This is a genomic window from Pseudoduganella sp. SL102, from assembly GCF_027856995.1.
GTDB classification, from domain to species: Bacteria; Pseudomonadota; Gammaproteobacteria; order Burkholderiales; family Burkholderiaceae_D; genus Rugamonas; species Rugamonas albidiflava.
This window is the reverse complement of sequence record NZ_CP115554.1, coordinates 4971885-4989069: the sequence shown is the minus strand read 5'-3', so window position 1 is coordinate 4989069 and position 17185 is coordinate 4971885. Positions and strand designations below refer to the sequence as shown.

13 protein-coding genes are annotated in these 17185 nt (G+C 67.3%); 7 read left to right on the top strand and 6 right to left on the bottom strand.

Annotation, left to right across the window (positions count from 1 at the left end):
* Window positions 1-8: 8 nt before the first annotated feature.
* From OU994_RS21005 to OU994_RS20990, 4 genes are all read left to right on the top strand, one after another.
* Window positions 9-1286: a PilW family protein gene (locus tag OU994_RS21005; RefSeq protein ID WP_281607514.1), complete on the top strand. Its 1278-nt coding sequence runs from the start codon at window positions 9-11 to the stop codon at window positions 1284-1286.
* Window positions 1283-1888 (top strand): hypothetical protein, encoded by a 606-nt coding sequence (locus OU994_RS21000; protein ID WP_281607513.1) that lies wholly within the window; start codon window positions 1283-1285, stop codon window positions 1886-1888. The genes OU994_RS21005 and OU994_RS21000 overlap by 4 nt, the downstream gene beginning before the upstream one ends.
* 3 nt (window positions 1889-1891) lie before the next feature.
* Entirely contained in the window at window positions 1892-6574 is a 4683-nt protein-coding gene (locus OU994_RS20995; RefSeq protein WP_281607512.1) for a pilus assembly protein, read from the top strand.
* A 380-nt stretch (window positions 6575-6954) separates the two neighbouring features.
* Window positions 6955-8625: a peptide chain release factor 3 gene (locus OU994_RS20990; RefSeq protein ID WP_174800396.1), complete on the top strand. Its 1671-nt coding sequence runs from the start codon at window positions 6955-6957 to the stop codon at window positions 8623-8625.
* Between the two features lie 9 nt (window positions 8626-8634).
* Here the strand turns inward: OU994_RS20990 and OU994_RS20985 are convergent, their stop codons facing one another.
* Window positions 8635-9933, bottom strand: a complete 1299-nt coding sequence (locus tag OU994_RS20985; RefSeq protein ID WP_281607511.1) for a glycosyltransferase — start codon at window positions 9931-9933, stop codon at window positions 8635-8637.
* Between the two features lie 147 nt (window positions 9934-10080).
* Between OU994_RS20985 and OU994_RS20980 the strand changes: the two genes are divergently transcribed.
* Genes OU994_RS20980 through OU994_RS20970 form a run of 3 tightly spaced genes read left to right on the top strand, consistent with a single transcriptional unit; the run spans window position 10081 to window position 12715 of the window.
* The gene (locus tag OU994_RS20980) at window positions 10081-10473 is read left to right on the top strand and encodes a GntR family transcriptional regulator (protein ID WP_281607510.1); all 393 of its coding nucleotides are present in this window, start codon (window positions 10081-10083) and stop codon (window positions 10471-10473) included.
* Window positions 10470-11345, top strand: a complete 876-nt coding sequence (locus OU994_RS20975; RefSeq protein WP_131145241.1) for an ABC transporter ATP-binding protein — start codon at window positions 10470-10472, stop codon at window positions 11343-11345. The genes OU994_RS20980 and OU994_RS20975 overlap by 4 nt, the downstream gene beginning before the upstream one ends.
* Window positions 11342-12715: a hypothetical protein gene (locus OU994_RS20970; protein ID WP_281607509.1), complete on the top strand. Its 1374-nt coding sequence runs from the start codon at window positions 11342-11344 to the stop codon at window positions 12713-12715. The genes OU994_RS20975 and OU994_RS20970 overlap by 4 nt, the downstream gene beginning before the upstream one ends.
* On the opposite strand, the gene OU994_RS20965 is transcribed toward OU994_RS20970, so the two are convergent.
* The 5 genes from OU994_RS20965 to OU994_RS20945 form a co-directional block, all read right to left on the bottom strand.
* Window positions 12716-13120: a cupin domain-containing protein gene (locus OU994_RS20965; RefSeq protein ID WP_373922475.1), complete on the bottom strand. Its 405-nt coding sequence runs from the start codon at window positions 13118-13120 to the stop codon at window positions 12716-12718.
* A 131-nt stretch (window positions 13121-13251) separates the two neighbouring features.
* A complete protein-coding gene (locus OU994_RS20960; RefSeq protein WP_281607508.1) occupies window positions 13252-13551 on the bottom strand; it encodes a hypothetical protein in 300 nt (99 codons plus the stop codon).
* Between the two features lie 23 nt (window positions 13552-13574).
* The gene (locus OU994_RS20955; RefSeq protein ID WP_281607507.1) at window positions 13575-13742 is read right to left on the bottom strand and encodes a hypothetical protein; all 168 of its coding nucleotides are present in this window, start codon (window positions 13740-13742) and stop codon (window positions 13575-13577) included.
* Between the two features lie 4 nt (window positions 13743-13746).
* Window positions 13747-13902 carry a hypothetical protein gene (locus OU994_RS20950; RefSeq protein WP_281607506.1) on the bottom strand — a complete coding sequence of 52 codons (156 nt, stop codon included), beginning with the start codon at window positions 13900-13902 and terminating at the stop codon, window positions 13747-13749.
* Window positions 13903-13907: 5 nt separating this feature from the next.
* Window positions 13908-17165, bottom strand: a complete 3258-nt coding sequence (locus OU994_RS20945) for a winged helix-turn-helix domain-containing protein (protein WP_281607505.1) — start codon at window positions 17163-17165, stop codon at window positions 13908-13910.
* Window positions 17166-17185 lie beyond the last annotated feature (20 nt).

Sequence of the window (17185 nt, the reverse complement as noted above, 5' to 3'; positions counted from 1 at the left end):
GGGCACCGATGAACACGCTGCCAATGAACACGCTGCCAGTGAACACGCCGCCAATGAACACGCGGCCGACCCATGACAAGCTGCCAGGCGATGCGCCCGGGACGGCCGTGCCACCGACCGCAGCACCGCGCCTGTCCAGCCCGGCGCAACGGGGCTTCTCGATCGTCGAGCTGATGGTCGCCGTCGTCGTCGGCTTGCTGGCCGTCATGTTCGCCACCCGGCTGATGGTCAACGGCGAGCAGAGCAAGGCCGCCTCGGTGGGCGGCTCGGATGCCATGCAGAACGGCATGCTGGCGCTGTTCTCGATCAATACCGATGCGTCGCAAGCCGGCTGGGGTCTCAACGACGACCTGGTCAATGGCTGCAATACCCGCATGACCGATACCCAGGGCTTTACTCTTGCCGCCGCCACCCGCGACGGCGCAGTGATCAGGCCGCTGGCGCCGGCTGTCATCGGCAACGGCGGCACCGGTTCCGATACGCTCACCCTGTATTCCGGCAGCGGGCTGGCCGGCGTCGGCTCCACCCAGGTGTGGCAGAACTACATGGGCGGCACCACGATCGGCGTCGCCAACGTGGCACCGTTCGGCTTCAGCGCCGGCGACGTCATCGTCGTCGCGCCTGAACCGGCCGGCACCGACTGCGCGCTGGCGCAGTTGTCGGCGCCACCCGCTGCAAGCGTGCTGCAGATCGCGGCCGGCGCCGCCTCGCGTTTCAATACCGGCAACCTCGGCGTGCTGTACAACGGCGGCCAGGCGCGCGTGTTCAACCTCGGCCCGGCCGGCAAGCTGTCGTTCCACACCTGGTCCGTCACGAACGGCGTGCTGCAGCTGCGTGCCACCGACCTTGCCGGTACCGGCGCCCAGCCGCAGGCCGTGGTCGGCAACGTGGTGGCGCTGAAGGCGCAATACGGTTTCGATACGCGCACCGGCACCGCGTTCGTCCCCAAAGCCGGCATGCAGGTGGGCCGCTGGAGCAGCGCGATGATCGATGCCGATGGCGACGGCAGCACCGGCGCCGCAGGCGACTGGCAGCGCATCGCCGCGCTGCGCATCGCCATCGTCGCCCGCGGCGCCGTGCCCGAGCGGCCCGCCGCGGGGCAGGCCACGTGCACCGCCACCACCGCGCCGCTGACCCTGTTCAGTACCGCCGTGCCGGCCGGCGTCACCGCCTCGTCCGTCCAGGTGGCACTCGCCGTACCGAACGACACCGTCAGCTGGACCTGCTACCGTTACCGCGTGTTTGAAACGATCGTGCCGATCCGGAATGCGGGGTGGCGGCCATGACGCGCATGACACACACCAGGGACATCGTGCACCAGCGCGGCGTGGCGCTGCCGGTCATGCTGATCATGCTCGTCGTGATGATGGTCAGCAGCATCTACCTGCTGCGCTCCACCAATTCGACGGCGCTCACCACCTCGAACCTGGCCCATGAGGATGCGCTGTCGAAAGCGGCCGACCTGGGCATCCACGCCGCCTACGACTGGCTGAGCAGCGTGCCGAAAAACACGCTGTACAACGACGTGCCCGCCGCCGGCTACGTGGCCACCATCAATCCGGGCGCGGGGCAGGGCGTATCGAACCCGGCGTTCTGGCAGGGCTCGACGACGGTATGGGATGCCAACCGCCGCGACCAGGTCGAATACGTGATCCACCGGATGTGCCAGTTCGCCGGCGCCTACAACGCCGTCAATCCGGCCAACAATTGCACGCTGACGGCGGCGCGGCAGAACGTACAGGCCAGGACGCGCGTCGGCGACAGCCTGGCGTCCGATGCGCCGGCCTACCAGGGCAAGCCGCAGCTGCACTACGTGATCACCGCGCGGATCGCCGGCCCGCGCGGCGGCAATGTCATGAACCAGGCCGTCGTGATGATGGGGCCGTAGACGATGATGAACCCGATGACCTACTTCAAGGGCCGACTGGCCGTCCGCCCGGCGCCACAGCCGCGGCCTGTCCAGCTGCTGCCGCAGTTGCTTAAACCCCTGCTCGTGCCGGTGCTGGCATGGCTGCTGGCCTGCGTGTCCGCCCCGGTACTGGCCGCCACCACCAATATCGCCCAGGTGCCGCTGCTGAACATCGCCGGCACGGGTACCGTCAAGCCGAACCTGATGCTGCTGTTCGATAACTCCGGCTCGATGGACCAGACCTACACGCCGGACTACGTCAACGACAACCTGTGCCGCTCGCGCCTCACGCTGTCGGCCGGCATCACGGCGTGCACCGTGGGCCATCCGCCCTTCATGAGCCCCGACTTCAACCGCCAGTACTACAATCCGCGCATCCGCTACGGCGCGCCGATCCAGTGGGATGGCACGTATTACCCGGACATGACGGCGGCGCAGACGGCCAACTGGACCAACGTGCCCAGCGATGGCTTCGGCCGCAGCAACACCAACCTGTACGGCTCGTCCGACAGCGCGATCAACCTGATCAGCGAATTCCCCGACCTGAAGTGGTGCAACAGCAGCGACGAGAGCGACTGCCGCATCAACACGGCCACCTACACCTACCCGGACAACGCCTACTACAACCCGGCCGCCATCAGCGGCGGGCCGTACTACTACAACATCGCCGTGTCCGAGTACTGCCGCGACGAGCGGCTGACCAGCTGCACGTCGGTAGCGGCCGGCGCCGCCGCACCGGACGGCTACCCGGTACCGGCCACCGTGCGCTGGTGCAGCAACCGCGCGCTGACCACCTGCCAGGCCAAGCGCGTGGGCAGCTACGTCTACCCGAAGTACTCGTCGCCGCCGACCAGTTCCATCGCCCACGGCACCATCACGCTGGGCACCACGCTGTCGTCGTCGCCGATGCAGATCGCCTCGGTCACCGTGATCAACCCGGCTTCGCCGGATGCGCCGGTCACGATCAGCAACGGCGCCGTCAGCGCGCCGAGCGGCACCAATACCGCCGCGCGGCAGCAGGCGCTGGCTACCCAGGTCGCGGCCAGCATCATCGCGCGCACCGGCCTCGGCATCAATTCCTACTGGGCCTGCGTGCGCACGCCCACCGGTTCGTCCACCGTGCCGGCCTGCTCGTCGCTGGGCATCCCGCTCACGTCCGACAACGTGGTGGCGGTGGTGCCCATCGTCTGCGCCGGCGGCGCCAAGTCGCTGACCAACTGCAGCACGATCCGCGAAGACGCCTTCACCAACACGCGGCAGGGCTGGGGCGTGGAAGTGGATGCGCCATCGGTGCAGACCACGCCGGCCACCAGCGGCCAGCCACCGACGGCGCTGTTGCGCATCGGCGGGCGCGGCAACATGCGCAGCAGCGGCAGCATCGCCAGCATCAGGCTCGGCTCCACCACGATCACCGGCACCGTATCGCTGCGCAATATGTCGCCGGCCCAGGTGGCGCTGGCGATCGTGCAGGCCATCAATGCGTCGAGCACCCGCGCCACCCACCGCGCCTACCTGGGCGGCGACGCCACCACCGGTGTCTGCGCGAATGAACCGGCCACCACGGTCTGCGTCGTCAACATCAACGCCACGGCGAACGGCGCCGCGCTGAGCGGCACGGTGTCGGGCGAGAACAACGTCACGTTCAGCACCGTGAACGCCACCAGCATCGTGGAAGGCATTCCCGTCACCACCACGGCGCTGTCGTCGCTGCCGAGCGCGTTCTCGCGGGTGAACATCGTACCCGGCCGCACGTATCCGAAGGCCGCCTCGCGCAGCGACTGCGTGGCGCAGACCGGGATCTGCACCTACGACGAGGAAATGACCAACTTCGCCAACTGGTATGCGTACTACAAGAACCGGCTGCAGATGATGAAGACCTCGGTCGGCATCGCGTTCGCCGCCATCAACGCGAACTACCGCGTGGGCTTCGTGCGCCTGTCGCAGGCCGGTGCCGCCCTGTCGATCGACATGAAGCCGGCCGATTTCACGGGCACGGCGCGCAGCACCTGGTATTCCACGCTGTACAACACCACCAGCAGCGGCTCCACGCCGATCCGCACCGCCATGGACAACGTCGGCCGCATGTTCGCCAACCTGGCGCCGTACGACTACGACTCGGGGCAGGAAGTGGTGCAGTTCCCGTGCCAGCAGAACTTCCTGATCCTCACCACCGACGGCTACTGGAACGGCAGCTCGACGGCCAACGTGGTCAACAACGACAACCAGGACAACGCCGGGCGCTTCTGCACGTACGGCCGCGGCTGCGTGGATACGCGCGGCCAGTCGCAGCCTTCGATCTCGGACGTGGCGCTGCACTGGTATAACGGCGGTTCGTCGACGGCCACCGTGTCGCTGCGCCCCGACCTGGAACCGGACATGACCAGGCCCGGCCAGGTGCCGGCCGCCGAGGGCGAGAATACCCACCTGCACATGAACACCTACACGCTGGGCCTGGGCATGGATGGCGTGATGACCTACGAGCCGAACTACGATTCGGCACCGAAGGCGGGCGGCGATTTCTACAACCTGATCACGCGCGTGCAGACCGGCTGCCCGTGGAACAACAACGGCCCGTACGTGTGGCCGAATCCGGACGTGACCAATACCGGCAATACCGTGCAGGAACGGGTCGACGACCTGTGGCATGCCGCCATCAATGGCCACGGCAAGTACTTCAGCGCCAACGAACCGCGCGAGGTGGTCGAGGGCCTGTCGTCCGCGCTGTCGAACATGCAGGTCACGCTGGGCGCCGCGTCGGCCGCCGCCACCTCCACGCCGAACATCTCGCTGCAGGACAACGACATCTTCTCGGATACCTTCACCACGGTGAAATGGTATGGCGAACTGTCGGACCGGAAGATCGATCCCACCACGGGCGTCGTCAGCAATACCACCGTCTGGACCACCACCGACACGCTCGGCGAGAAGGTGGCCGCGTCCAGCGACACGCGCAGCATCTACATGGCCGGCAGCGGCGCCCTGAAGGCGTTCCGCTACGATGCCATGTCCCCCCAGGAAAAGGCCTGGTTCACCGGCCAGTGCCCGAACCTGCCGCAGTGCACGCTGCTGTCGGTGGCCGACCGGAACATCGTCAACAGCGGCGACCACATGGTGAACTGGCTGCGCGGCCAGCAGCAGCATGCCAACGACCGCATCTTCCGCGCCTACTCGATGAGCAGCGACACGCCGTCGATCCCGATCGTGCTGGGCGATATCGCCTCGTCGAAGCCGGCCTATGTGCGCGATCCGCGCAAGGCCTACACCGGCAACGGCTACCCCGAGTTCCGCGACGCCCAGACGGCGGCGCGCCCGGTGGCCACCGTGTTCACGGCGGCGAACGACGGCATGCTGCACGCGTTCTCCGCCGCGGACGGCCAGGAAGCATGGGCCTACGTGCCGCGCATCACGATGAAGAAGCTGCCGGCGCTGTCGAGCACCACGTATGCCACCAACCACCAGTTCACCACCGACGGCTCTCCCGAAGTGGCCGACGTGTACTTCAACGGCGCCTGGCACACCGTGCTGGTGGCCGGCCTGAACGCGGGCGGCCGCGGCTACTACGCGCTGGACATCACCGACCCGCGCCAGCCGAGGCAGCTGTGGGAACTGTGCGCCGACGCCAGCGTGTGCGCCAACGCCGTACCGAACATGGGCCTGTCGTTCGGCAATCCGCAATTCGGCACGTGGCGCGATGGCTCGGGTGCCGAGCGCTGGGTGGTGTTCCTCACGTCCGGCTACAACAACGTGCCCGGCGTGGACGGTGTCGACACGGGCGACGGCAAGGGCTACCTGTTCATCGTCGACATCGCCACCGGCGCGGTGCTCAAGACGGTCAGCACCAACAGCGGCGATACCGCCACGCCATCGGGCCTGGCCAAGATCACCGCGATCACGGCCGATCCGAACGGCGACCCGCTGGTCACCCACATCTACGGCGGCGACAACGATGGCCGCATGTGGCGCTTCGACCTGACGGCCACCGACGGCAGCGTGGGCGTGCTGAAGCTGGGCGACGCCGGTGCCGCCCAGCCGATCACGACGCGCCCGGACGTCACGCTGTGCGCGGTGGAAGGCACGACGATACCCGAGCGCGTGGTGCTGTTCGGCACCGGCCGCCTGCTTGACGTGCCGGATACCGCCAATGCCGACGTGCAGAGCCTGTACGTGGTGAAGGACTCGGGCGCCTACGTCAACCTGCGCGGCGCCGCGATGGAGCAGCAGATGCTGAGCACCTCCGGTGCCGGCACCAACACCGGCTCGTACCAGATCACCGACGACGCGGCCGACCTGCGGCAGAAGAGCGGCTGGTACGTCGACTGGCGCCTGAACCCGGGCGAGCGCATGAACATCGACCCGAAGATCGTCAGCGGCGTGGCCAACGTGGTGACCAACCTGCCCACCTCGTCGTCGTCCTGCTCGGTGGGCGGTACCAGCAACGCCTACGCGCTGGACGTGTGCCGCGGTGTCGGCGTCAACGGGCGGATCGTGGGCGGCACGCTGTCGAACACGTCGGCGGCGGTCGGCTTCATCATCGTGCGGCTGCCCAGCGGCGAAATGAAGATGATCGCCACCACCGCCAAGGGCGAAACGCTGACGCGGCCGATCGTCGAACTCGATTCGGAGGGCGCGCATCCGGTCGGCTGGCGGCGCGTGAAGGGGGACTGAGCCCAATGTCGACAAGTTCAGCATTACACGACACATTGAAAGCGCATGCATTCACCGCAACGGCGAAGGGCTGGGGTCAGGAGGGAATCCTGGCAAGCATGCCAGGACCGTTGCGCAGGCGCGAAGCATGCTTCGCGAAACCCCTGCTTCACCCCGGCGGGGCGTAGCCGGGGTTTCAAGGAGCATCGCTCCTTGCCGGCGTAGCGGTACTGGCCTGCAGGCCAGTACTCCTCCCTGACCCCAGAATTTGCCCTTGGGTGGACTTAACTGAACGGCATTCGAGGACGTCCCGCGTTTTTCGGGATGGCAAAGCACCCGGCCAGGGCCAAAAAACGGTAAAATCCACGGTTTTCCGTCGAGCCGAACCGTTGGTTGCCACCATGTCCGAAGAATCCCAAGTCACCACCCCAGCCATTGAGGCAAGCAGCGAGCAGGAAGCGGGCGCCAGCGCCAAGCCTGCCGCGCTGATCGCGCGCGAAGTCCAGCGCCGCCGCACGTTCGGCATCATTTCCCACCCCGACGCCGGCAAGACGACGCTGACCGAGAAGCTGCTGCTGTTCTCGGGCGCGATCCAGATGGCCGGTACCGTCAAGGCCCGCAAGAGCGCGCGCCACGCCACCTCCGACTGGATGGAGATCGAGAAGCAGCGCGGCATTTCCGTTGCCTCGTCGGTGATGCAGTTCGAGTTCCGCGACCACATCATCAACCTGCTCGACACACCGGGCCACCAGGACTTTTCGGAAGACACCTACCGCGTGCTGACGGCCGTCGACTCGGCGCTGATGGTGATCGACGCGGCCAAGGGTGTCGAGGCGCAGACCATCAAGCTGCTCGACGTGTGCCGCATGCGCAATACGCCGATCGTCACGTTCATGAACAAGATGGACCGCGAAACGCGCGACCCGCTGGAATTGCTGGATGAACTGGAGTCGGTGCTGAAGATCCAGTGCGCGCCGGTGACCTGGCCGATCGGCATGGGCAAGAACTTCCGCGGCGTGTACCACCTGCTGCGCGACGAAGTGCTGCTGTTCCGCGCCGGTTCGGAAAGCGCCAACCAGACCGTGGAAGTCATCAAGGGTATCGACAATCCGAAGCTGCAGGAGATGTTCCCGCTGGAGATGGACCAGTTGCGCATGGAAGTGGAACTGGTGCACGGCGCCTCGCACCCGTTCGACCTGGAGCAGTTCCTGGCCGGTATCCAGACCCCCGTGTTCTTCGGTTCGGCGATCAACAACTTCGGCGTGCGCGAGATCCTGTCGGCGCTGGTCGACTGGGCGCCGCCGCCGCGCGAGCGCGACGCCACCGTGCGTTCCGTCGAGCCGACCGAGCAGCCGTTCTCCGGCTTCGTGTTCAAGATCCAGGCCAACATGGACCCGGCGCACCGCGACCGCATCGCCTTCCTGCGCGTGTGCTCCGGCCGCTTCGAGCGGGGCATGAAGGTCAAGCACCTGCGCCTGGGGCGCGAAGTGAAGGTGTCGTCGGTGGTGACGTTCATGGCATCGTCGCGCGAGCAGGTGGAAGAGGCGTACGCCGGCGACATCATCGGCTTGCCGAACCACGGCAACATGCAGATCGGCGACAGCTTCTCGGAAGGCGAGATGCTGCAGTTCACCGGCATCCCGTACTTCGCGCCGGACTTCTTCCGCCAGGTGCGCATCCGCAATCCGCTGAAGATCAAGCAGCTGCACAAGGGCCTGCAGCAGCTGGGCGAAGAGGGCGCGGTGCAGGTCTTCAAGCCGGTGCAGGGCGGTGAGCTCGTGCTGGGCGCTGTCGGCGTGCTGCAGTTCGAAGTGGTCGCCAGCCGCCTGATGAACGAGTACGGCGTCGACGCCGTGTTCGAAGGCACCAGCATCAGCAGCGCGCGCTGGGTCTCGTCGGACGACAAGAAGGCGCTGGCCGACTTCGAGGCGGCCCTCGGCCACAACGTGGCATATGACGCCGCCGGCAACCTTGCCTACCTCGCCACGTCGGGCGTCAACCTGCGCCTCACGCAGGAACGCTGGCCGAAGCTGACGTTCCACGCCACCCGCGAGCACGCCACGAAGCTCTGACCGAGCGCATCAGCGCGCCGCGGCGCGCGCCTGCGCGTGGCCGAACACGCGGTCGACCAGCTCGACCGCGGCGGCCACGCCATCCTCCTGCCGCATGGCCTCCCCGGCTGCGACGGCAGCCTGCGTCATGGCCGGCGTATCCAGCACTTGGCGGATCAGCTTCGCCAGCCCGGCCGCGGTAGCCTTGCGCCGGTGCACGGGCATGCCGGCGATGCCCAGCCGCTGCAGCTCCCGGCCCCAGTGTTCCTGTTCGCTGATGTGCGGCACCACCACCGATGGCTTGCCGGCCAGGATGGCCGATTGCGTGGTGCCGGCACCGCCATGGTGCAGCACCGCGCCGCAGCGCGGGAACACGGCGTGGTGCGGCGCGGCGCGAACGTAGAGCAAGCGATCCGACGACGCGAAGCCGCAGGCCGCCGCGTCGGCGCTCTGGATGATCGCCCGGCAGCCGGCCAGCCGCGCCGCCTCGGTCAGCAGTTGCAGCGTCTGCCGTTGCCAGTCGATGTCGGCCGGCATCCAGCTGCCCAGCGTCATGTAGACCGGCGCCTCGCCCGCGGCGAGGAAGCTGGCCAGTTCGGGCGCCACGCTGCCTTCGACAGCGATATTGGGCATGTCGAGGAAACCGCTCAGCTGCACGCCGGGCGGCCAGTCGGGCTGCTGGACCGCGATGACCGGGCTGACCGCGACCAGCGTCAACTGCGGCGACAGCCACACCTCGTCGATCATGTCGCGCACCGGCGGCACCCCCGCCCGGGCGCGCAGGCGGTTGGTATCGGCCAGCAGCGCGCGGTTGACCGCCAGCCGCGTGACCCACCAGAGCAGCCGGTTGGCCCACTGGGCGCCGCCGCGCGAACGCATCGGATGGTCGCAGGCGCTGGGGATGCCGCCGTGCGACAACATCACGCTGGCATACGGGCGCCCGGCGCGCTGTTCCGCGGCCCGCAGCGGATGCATGAAGAAATGTCCGATCACCACGTCACATTCCTCGCACAACCTCTCGGCCGCCGCGAACATGCGGTCCTCGACGGGCGCGAAGGCCAGGCGCAGGATCTTGGCCATCTGCCGCATCGGGTCGCGCGTGTCGAACACGGTGGCGCCGATCTTTCCCGCATCCTCGGTCCCCAGCACCGGCGACGCCACCATGCGGATATCCACGCCCGAGGGCGACACATGGCGCGCATAGGCATCGCTGTCCACGCAGGTGATGACGAGGATGACCTCATGCCCGCTGCGTTGCAGGCCCTCCGCCAAGGCCAGGAATGGGCGCACGTCGCCATGGCTGCCCCAGGTTTGCAAGCCGATCTTCATGTTTTTCCTTGTTGAAAAAGCACTGGGATCCGATTATCGCCGAGTTCGCGCACGTATGCAGCCCGGGCTTGACATGGCCAGGTCCCACGTATACTGTATCAATCAACTAATACAGTAATACAACCCATCAGCGAACCAGCGCCCGCCATGACCGAACATACCGCCCAGCTGTTTGCCATCACTACCGGGTCGGCCGAACCCATCTATCGCCAGTTGATCGAGCAGGTCAGGCGGCTCGCCGCCGCCGGCGTGCTGGCGCCGGGCGACACGCTGCCCTCCGTGCGCGAGGTGGCCGGGACCCTGGCCGTCAATCCGATGACGGTCTCGAAGGCCTACAACCTGCTCGAGATGGAAGGCGCGCTGGAGCGCATCCGCGGGCAGGGCATGCAGGTCGCGCAGCGCAAGCCGGGTGGGCAGAAGGAGCGCGAAGCCTTGCTGCGCCCGTCGCTGGAGCGCGCGGCCCGCGAGGCCCGCCAGCTGGAGCTGGACGATCACACGATTCTCGAACTGTTCAAACAAGTCCTGAAGGAAGAAAAATGAACACATCCGTGGTGGCAATGGAAGGCGTGGCGCGCTCGTTCGGCGGCCGCGGGGTACTGGCCGGGATCGACTGGCACATCGGCAGCGGCGCGGTGATCGGCCTGCTGGGCCGCAACGGCGCCGGCAAGTCGACGCTGATCGAATGCCTGCTGGGCCTGCGCGAGGTGGACAGCGGCGCCATCACGCTGTTCGGCGAGCCGGCCGGCAACCTGTCGCCGGCGACCCGCGCCCGCATCGGCTACGTGCCGCAGAAGTCCGAGCTGTTCGACTGGCTCACGCCGGACCAGCTGCTGGCGTACTTTCGTACCCTGTACCCGCGCTGGAACGACTACAAGGTGGAGAACCTGCTGGCGCGCTGGGGCTTCGATCCGGCCACGCGCAGGCAGCGCATCGCCAGCCTGTCCGGCGGCCAGCAGCAGCGGCTGTCGATCATCCGCGCGCTGGCGCCCGATCCGGACCTGCTGGTGCTGGACGAACCCGTAGCCAGCCTCGATCCGGTGGGCCGCCGCGACTTCCTGCGCGAACTGGTCGACGACGTGATCGAGCGCGGCACCACGGTGCTGTTCTCGACGCACATCCTGTCCGACCTGGAACGCATCGCGGTCGATGTCGCCTTCCTGAAGGATGGCCGCATCGCGCTGCAGGCGCCGCTCGACGACCTGCTGGAAGGCACCCGCCGCGTCAGCGGCGATCCGAAGGCGCTGGCCACGCTGCGCCTGGACCAGGAGCTGGGCCGCGTGCGCCACGGTAACGGCGCCTTCAGCATCGTGGCGCGGCTGTCCGCCCAGGAGTCGATCCGCCTGCTGGCATCGCCCGGCGTGCGCCTCGAGCCGGTCTCGCTGGAAGACCTGTTCGAAGAGGTGACGCGATGAACGCCTGGCGCCAGTTGCTGATGCAGGTGGTGCTGCGCCACCGCGTGCAGGGACGGTTGTGGATCACATGGTTGCTGCTCGGATTGATGGTGCTGCCGTCCGGCGCGGTGCTCGCTGGCGTGGTGCCCCTGCCCGCTGGTGCGGTGGCGGCGGCATTGCTGTCGATCGCGACTGTCATGTGGTGGAGCCTGTACCTGCAGACGGCAATGCGGCTCAATACCCCCGCGTCGGCCTGCCTGGTGCCGGGCATGCGCCGCCGCCTGCTGGCGCTGACCGCGGTGCTGTGGATCTCCGCCAGCGTGCCACCCGCTGTACTGTTCGGCATTGCCAACAGCCACTACGGTCTCACGCTGCTGAGCTGCGCTGCCGTCCTGCTGTTCGCGGCGCTGTGCTGCCGCTATCCGTGGCTGGGCCTGGTGCCATCGTTCGCCTGGCTGGCGGCGCGGCTGCCGTGGTATCCCGCTGGCACGCTGGAGGCCGTGCTCGAGGCGGGCGAGGCGGCCGTCACGCTGGGCGGACTGGTAGCCTTGGCCGCGCTGGGCGCCCTGGTGCTGCGTGTGCTGTTCCCGCGCGGCGGCGACGCGCACTACCGGTTCGGTACCTGCATCGACCGCCGGTCCGGCAAGGGCAAGGGCGGCATGACGATGGCTTCCGGCGGCACGCTGTTCCGCGCACTGGACAGTTTCTATCATGCCCGGCTGACAGCGCCGGGCCGGCCCGCCGCGCGCCTGCTCGATGCGCTGGGCGGCCGGGCCCACTGGAGCCGCGCGGTGCTGATCCTCGCGATTCTCACCGGCGGCGCGCTGGCCTGCCGGGCCTACACCGGTCCCGAAACCATGCGGCCGTTCATCCCGCTGCTGCTGGTGGCGATGATGCTGGCGGTGTTGTCGCACGTGGATGGCCTGCTGTCGGCCGTGAAGAACTCCCGTGCGGAGCAGGGCATCCTGCTGCTGGCGCCGGTGGCGCCGCCGCCGCGCGACCTGAACCGGCAGCTGGCGCTGGCGCTGCTGGGTCGCTTCGGCATTGTGCTGGGGGCCTACCTGGCCGGCAGCTGCGTGGTGCTGCTGGCCACCACCGGCGCATGGCGCGCGTGGCTGTGCTGTACGGCGGTCGCACTGGCCTTTACGCCGCTGCTGTTGCGCGATCATGCGCGCCATCCGGGCTGGAAGTCGGCGCAGCTTTCGGTCGGGATCGTAATGCTGCTGATGGCACCCCTCAGCGGCCTGGTCGAATACGGCGGGATCCCGGCGGTGGCGTCGATCGCGTGCAGTGCGGCGCTGCTGGCCGGCACCGCCATTGCGGTGGTGCTGCGCTGGCGCGGCGCGATGGCCGCCGCGCCGGCCTTCCCGGCCGGGCGGCTGGCTAGCTGACTACTTCGCCGGCGTGGCCAGCGGCTGGCCCTTCTCGACCACGTACACGCCGACCAGTTTCGTCGTCGTGCTGCCTGGATTGCGCGCGTCGTGCACCACGCCGGCGGGGATGATGATCGCTTCGCCGGCTTTTACACGCCGCGGTGGCGCACCGTCGATCAGCAGTTCGCCTTCGCCATCGAGGAAGTAGGTGATTTCGTCGCCCGGGTGCGTGTGGCGGCCCGCGGTGGCGCCGGGTGCCAGTTCGACATGGGCGACGACCGCTTCGCGGTTGGGCACGGAGATGTCACCGCGGGTGATGACGGTGCGCTTGATGCCGGTGGGCTGGGCCAGGGAACTGGTGCAGGGCAGGGCTAGCAGTGCTAGTGACACAGCGGCCATCGCGGCCGCGGCTTGGCGTCTCATCGTCTCCTCCATGGTGGTGGCTGCACGGGTGTGCAGGGCGATGGTACGCTCGTCGGTGCGGCAGCTCAACTGGCGCGATGCGGATGAGCCGCCAGGTGCAAGCCAGGCTGCATCTGGCTTGCGTCACGCTATCAACCGTTGACCACGGGGCCGTTAGGATCTTCCGGCATTACCGTAGTACCCGGCTCATTTTCCACTTCTTCTTTCGGTCCGGCTTTCGGACCGTTAGGGGTTGGGGTGGCCTGCTGCGCATGGGCCGGAGCCTGGAAGCTCGTGCCGGCAGCGATGTTCGCGGCGGCGGTAGTCGTGAAGGCGCCTGCAGTGGCAATGCCCAGGATGAGAGTGGTGATCGATTTTTTCATAAACAGGTTATTGGTTTTTGAGGTGAATTCACTGCAGAATATCGCGAGCAATGAGGTACCTTTGCTCACGATGTGCTGCGCTCTGGGCGGCTCTACAAGTCTGAGGTGCTGATCCTGACCGGTTGCGCCGCTAATTCCGTTGCAAGTCGAAACGTCAAGAAAAAGGTCTTCGGCACCATGTCGACATCGTTCAGCGTCAGGACACGGCCATTGGTGCGTTGGCCGTAGATCTCAGCTGGCCATTCGGTGGCGATCGTCACGCCATCAGCCCTTGACCGTTGGCTCGTTAGGATCTTCCGGGATCAACATCGCGGTTGGTACAACTGGAGAGGTCGGCGTAGACTCGGCCGTGGGAGCGGGCGTCTCGTTCTTGTTACCGGTTTTCTTTTCTTCCGGTGCCGGCTTGTTCTTTTCAGTCATTACGGTTACTCCTGTTGTGGTGGGTGAAATGAAATCTGGTGGCGATACCATGGATCGCGAAAGTTGATGTCCGACAGCCTCTGCCGTTCTGTGCGCGCCGAGTCCTCTTCTCCCATGCAGCGATGTGCCTGTACTACGGCGGCGAGGATGAAGTATTCCGCGCTCGGTTGCCGCGCCGGTGCCAGCACCGCAGCCGCTTCTCTGCAGGCCGCAACTGCTTCCCGGCCTTGCCGACGGTTCTTTAGGATATCGGCATGTACGAGCAGCGCGTCAGCAAACTGAAGGCGCAGCGACATGTCCTTGTCCCCGGGCGCGACTGCGATACGCAGCCTGTCAAGGGTCGGATCGAGCACCCGTGCAGCGCCGTCAATGTCCGTCATGCGGACCAGGATGTTGGCGAGATAAATGTCCAGTTGCACGCGCAGGCGGCTCAGCTCACCTTGTGTTGGATCCGCAGCGGCGAGACGAGCTACCGCTCGGCGCAAGTCTCGCAGTTCCACGAGCGCCCTGCTCGGCGCAGTGAACGATGTCAGGTAAATCGATTTGGCATTTATGACAAACAAATAACGCTGCCATGCCAAATTGGTGGGATCCATCGCAGCAAATGTACCCATAATCCGCTGCGCTTCCTGCCACCTGTCCTGGCTGGTGGCAAGGCCAAGCGCCTGCTCCATCTCGGCAATGTGGGACACGGCCAAGGCGAGCCGGACTCCCCATGCGGCATTCGTTCGATGGCGTTCGAGCACTGGATGGATTAGCTGGCGCTCGGTTTCGTATAGCGTCATGGCTTCTTTCAAAGCGCCGCGGGCTGCGGTTGTCTTTGCTAGCCAGGAATACGAATTAGCAAGGCTCATCACCAGGGAATCGTCCTCTGGTTTGGCGTCGATGACGGCGCGTTTCAAACGAATGGACTCCTTGAACGCCGCACCGGCTGAAGTGAAATCGCGCAAGTTGATTTGGATGCTACCGATGCCATTGTGCGCATACGACAGCTCAAGCAGGCTATCCGGGTCCCTCTGATCGAGCGCCACCAGCTTGCGGCTCAAGTCGCGGTATTGCTCCATATATTTCAGCGCGACAGGCCAGTCGTCCCGGTTGCGATGAATTTTGCTCAGCCAGAACGCCACGGCCCCCTGCGCCTTCAGCGCTGCCTTGTCGTCAGGCACCCGCGCGAGCTGTTGCGAAAGAATGCCGCGGGCCGCCAGCAGCGCGGTCTGGGCGGAATCCGGCTTGGCACGCGCGATATCGACTTCGGCGATCACCTGCAGCGCCTTGGCGCGCTGCACCGCCGTCCGGGGATCGCCGTCGTGCGTGCCACGGGCAAGGTAGGCCAGCGCGCGCTTGCTCACATCGTCCAGCAAATAGAGCCGGCCCAGCGGCCGCAGCTTGTCGGCGAAATCCCCGAGCATGAAGCCCAGCAGTCCTTCGGCGTCGGCGCGGCGCCGGTCCGCATCCTGTTGCGCGGCCCGCGCGGTCAGGCCAAGTACACCCGCCAGCATTGCCAGCAGCGCGATCACCGCCACCACCGCCATGCGAATGCGCTCGCCCAGCTTGACCCGCCGCAGCGACGCGTCGACGAACTCGGCTTCCTGCGCGGACAGGGAAATGTCGGCCGAAGCCAGTACGGTACGAGCCTGGTTGGCCTGGATGCCGGGCGGCAGCAGCAGGTCGCGCGGGCGCCCGGCCGCGGCCCAGCGCGCCGCCTGCGCTGTAATCCGCGTGCGCACCTGCAGCGTTTGCCGGTGGACTTCGATCCAGTTCGCGATGCGGGGCCAGCGCCGCAGCAGCGCTTCATGGGCCACGCCGAAGCCGGGCACGTCGCCGGCCAGTTCGCTGACGAACAAACGCGCTTCCACCAATGCGCGGACCAGATCGCGCTCGGCTCCATCGCGCAAGAACGCCCAGGGGGCGCGGCGCGCCGTGACGGCATGCTGCTCCTCGCCGATGCAGACCAGCAGCGACAGCACGCGTGGCAGCGCGGCCTGCTGTGCGGCGGGCAGCGCGGCGACGACCTGCTCGGCACGCACGCCCAGCGCGCCCTCGATGCCGCCCAGCTGGCGGAACACGTCGAAGCGCAGCAAGCCGTCGTCGCCGCGCTGGCGGTACAATTCATCGAGGCAGTATTGCAGCAGCGGCAGCGCGTCCGGGCTGGCGCGGGCGGCGTCGCACAGCACGTCGTCCAGGCTGGCGCCGGTATCGGCTTCCCGCTCGAACGCCAGCCTGGCGGCGCGCGCCGGTTCGCGCACCATTTGCGCGATGGCCGCGCCATCGGGCGGCTCCACGTCGAAATGGCCGCCGCGCGTTTTCAGCGCCATCAGTTCCGGCACGGCCATCACTTCGGGATAGAAATCGTTGCGGCAGGCCAGCACGACCAGCACGTTGGCACGCGCCAGCCGGTCCAGCGCCTGGAAGAATGCCGCGCGGTCGGCAGCGCTGTCCGCGGTGCGGAACACGGCTTCCAGCCGGTCGACGAACACGGCCAGCCGGGCCGGGCCGTCCAGCGCCAGGTGCGCGGCCACGGCGGCCGGCTCGTCGCGCAGCCGCTGGCCGAGCGTGGCGGCATCGAGGCCGTCGAACAGCAGGGCGTTGCCGCATTCGGCGTCACTGCGTTCCGCGTCGAGCAGCACGGCGGCCAGCGCGCCGAGCAGGCCACTGCCGCCCAGGTCCGCGCAATCCATGTGCAGCGTGCAGTCGAGGGCGACAAGCCCGCCGCTTGTAACCATCAGTTGCGGCAGCAGGCCGGCACGTACCAGCGAAGTCTTGCCGGACCCGGAAGCCCCCAGCACCAGCGCCATCGCGCAGCCGCCATCGACCTGGTCGAGCACCGTCTGGCGCAGCCGCGTGGCCGCCTGCACCCGGCCGAAGAAGATCGCCGCGTGACTTTCCTCGAACGCGGCCAGGCCCCGGAACGGCGAGCCCTGGTCCCAGCCGCCGGGAGCTTCTTCCTCTTCCACCACGTCGGCGATGGCGCGGTAGCCGCGCTTGCGCACCGTTTCGATATAGCGCGGCGCCGTGCTGGAATCGCCCAGCGCCTTGCGCAACTGGGCGATCGCCTTGTGCACCGGGTTGTCGCCCAGTTCAGGCGTGCCCCAGCATTTTTCCAGCAATTCCTCGGGCGGGATGACCGCATGCGGATGGCGGCAAAGGTAGCGCAGCACGTCCATGGCGCGCGGTTCCAGGCCCACGCGCGTGTCGCCATTGCGCAAGGAATTGCCTGCCACCTCCACTTGCCAGTCGCCGAAGCGAAACCCGCGATGAGCCATTCGATCGACATCCCCGAAAT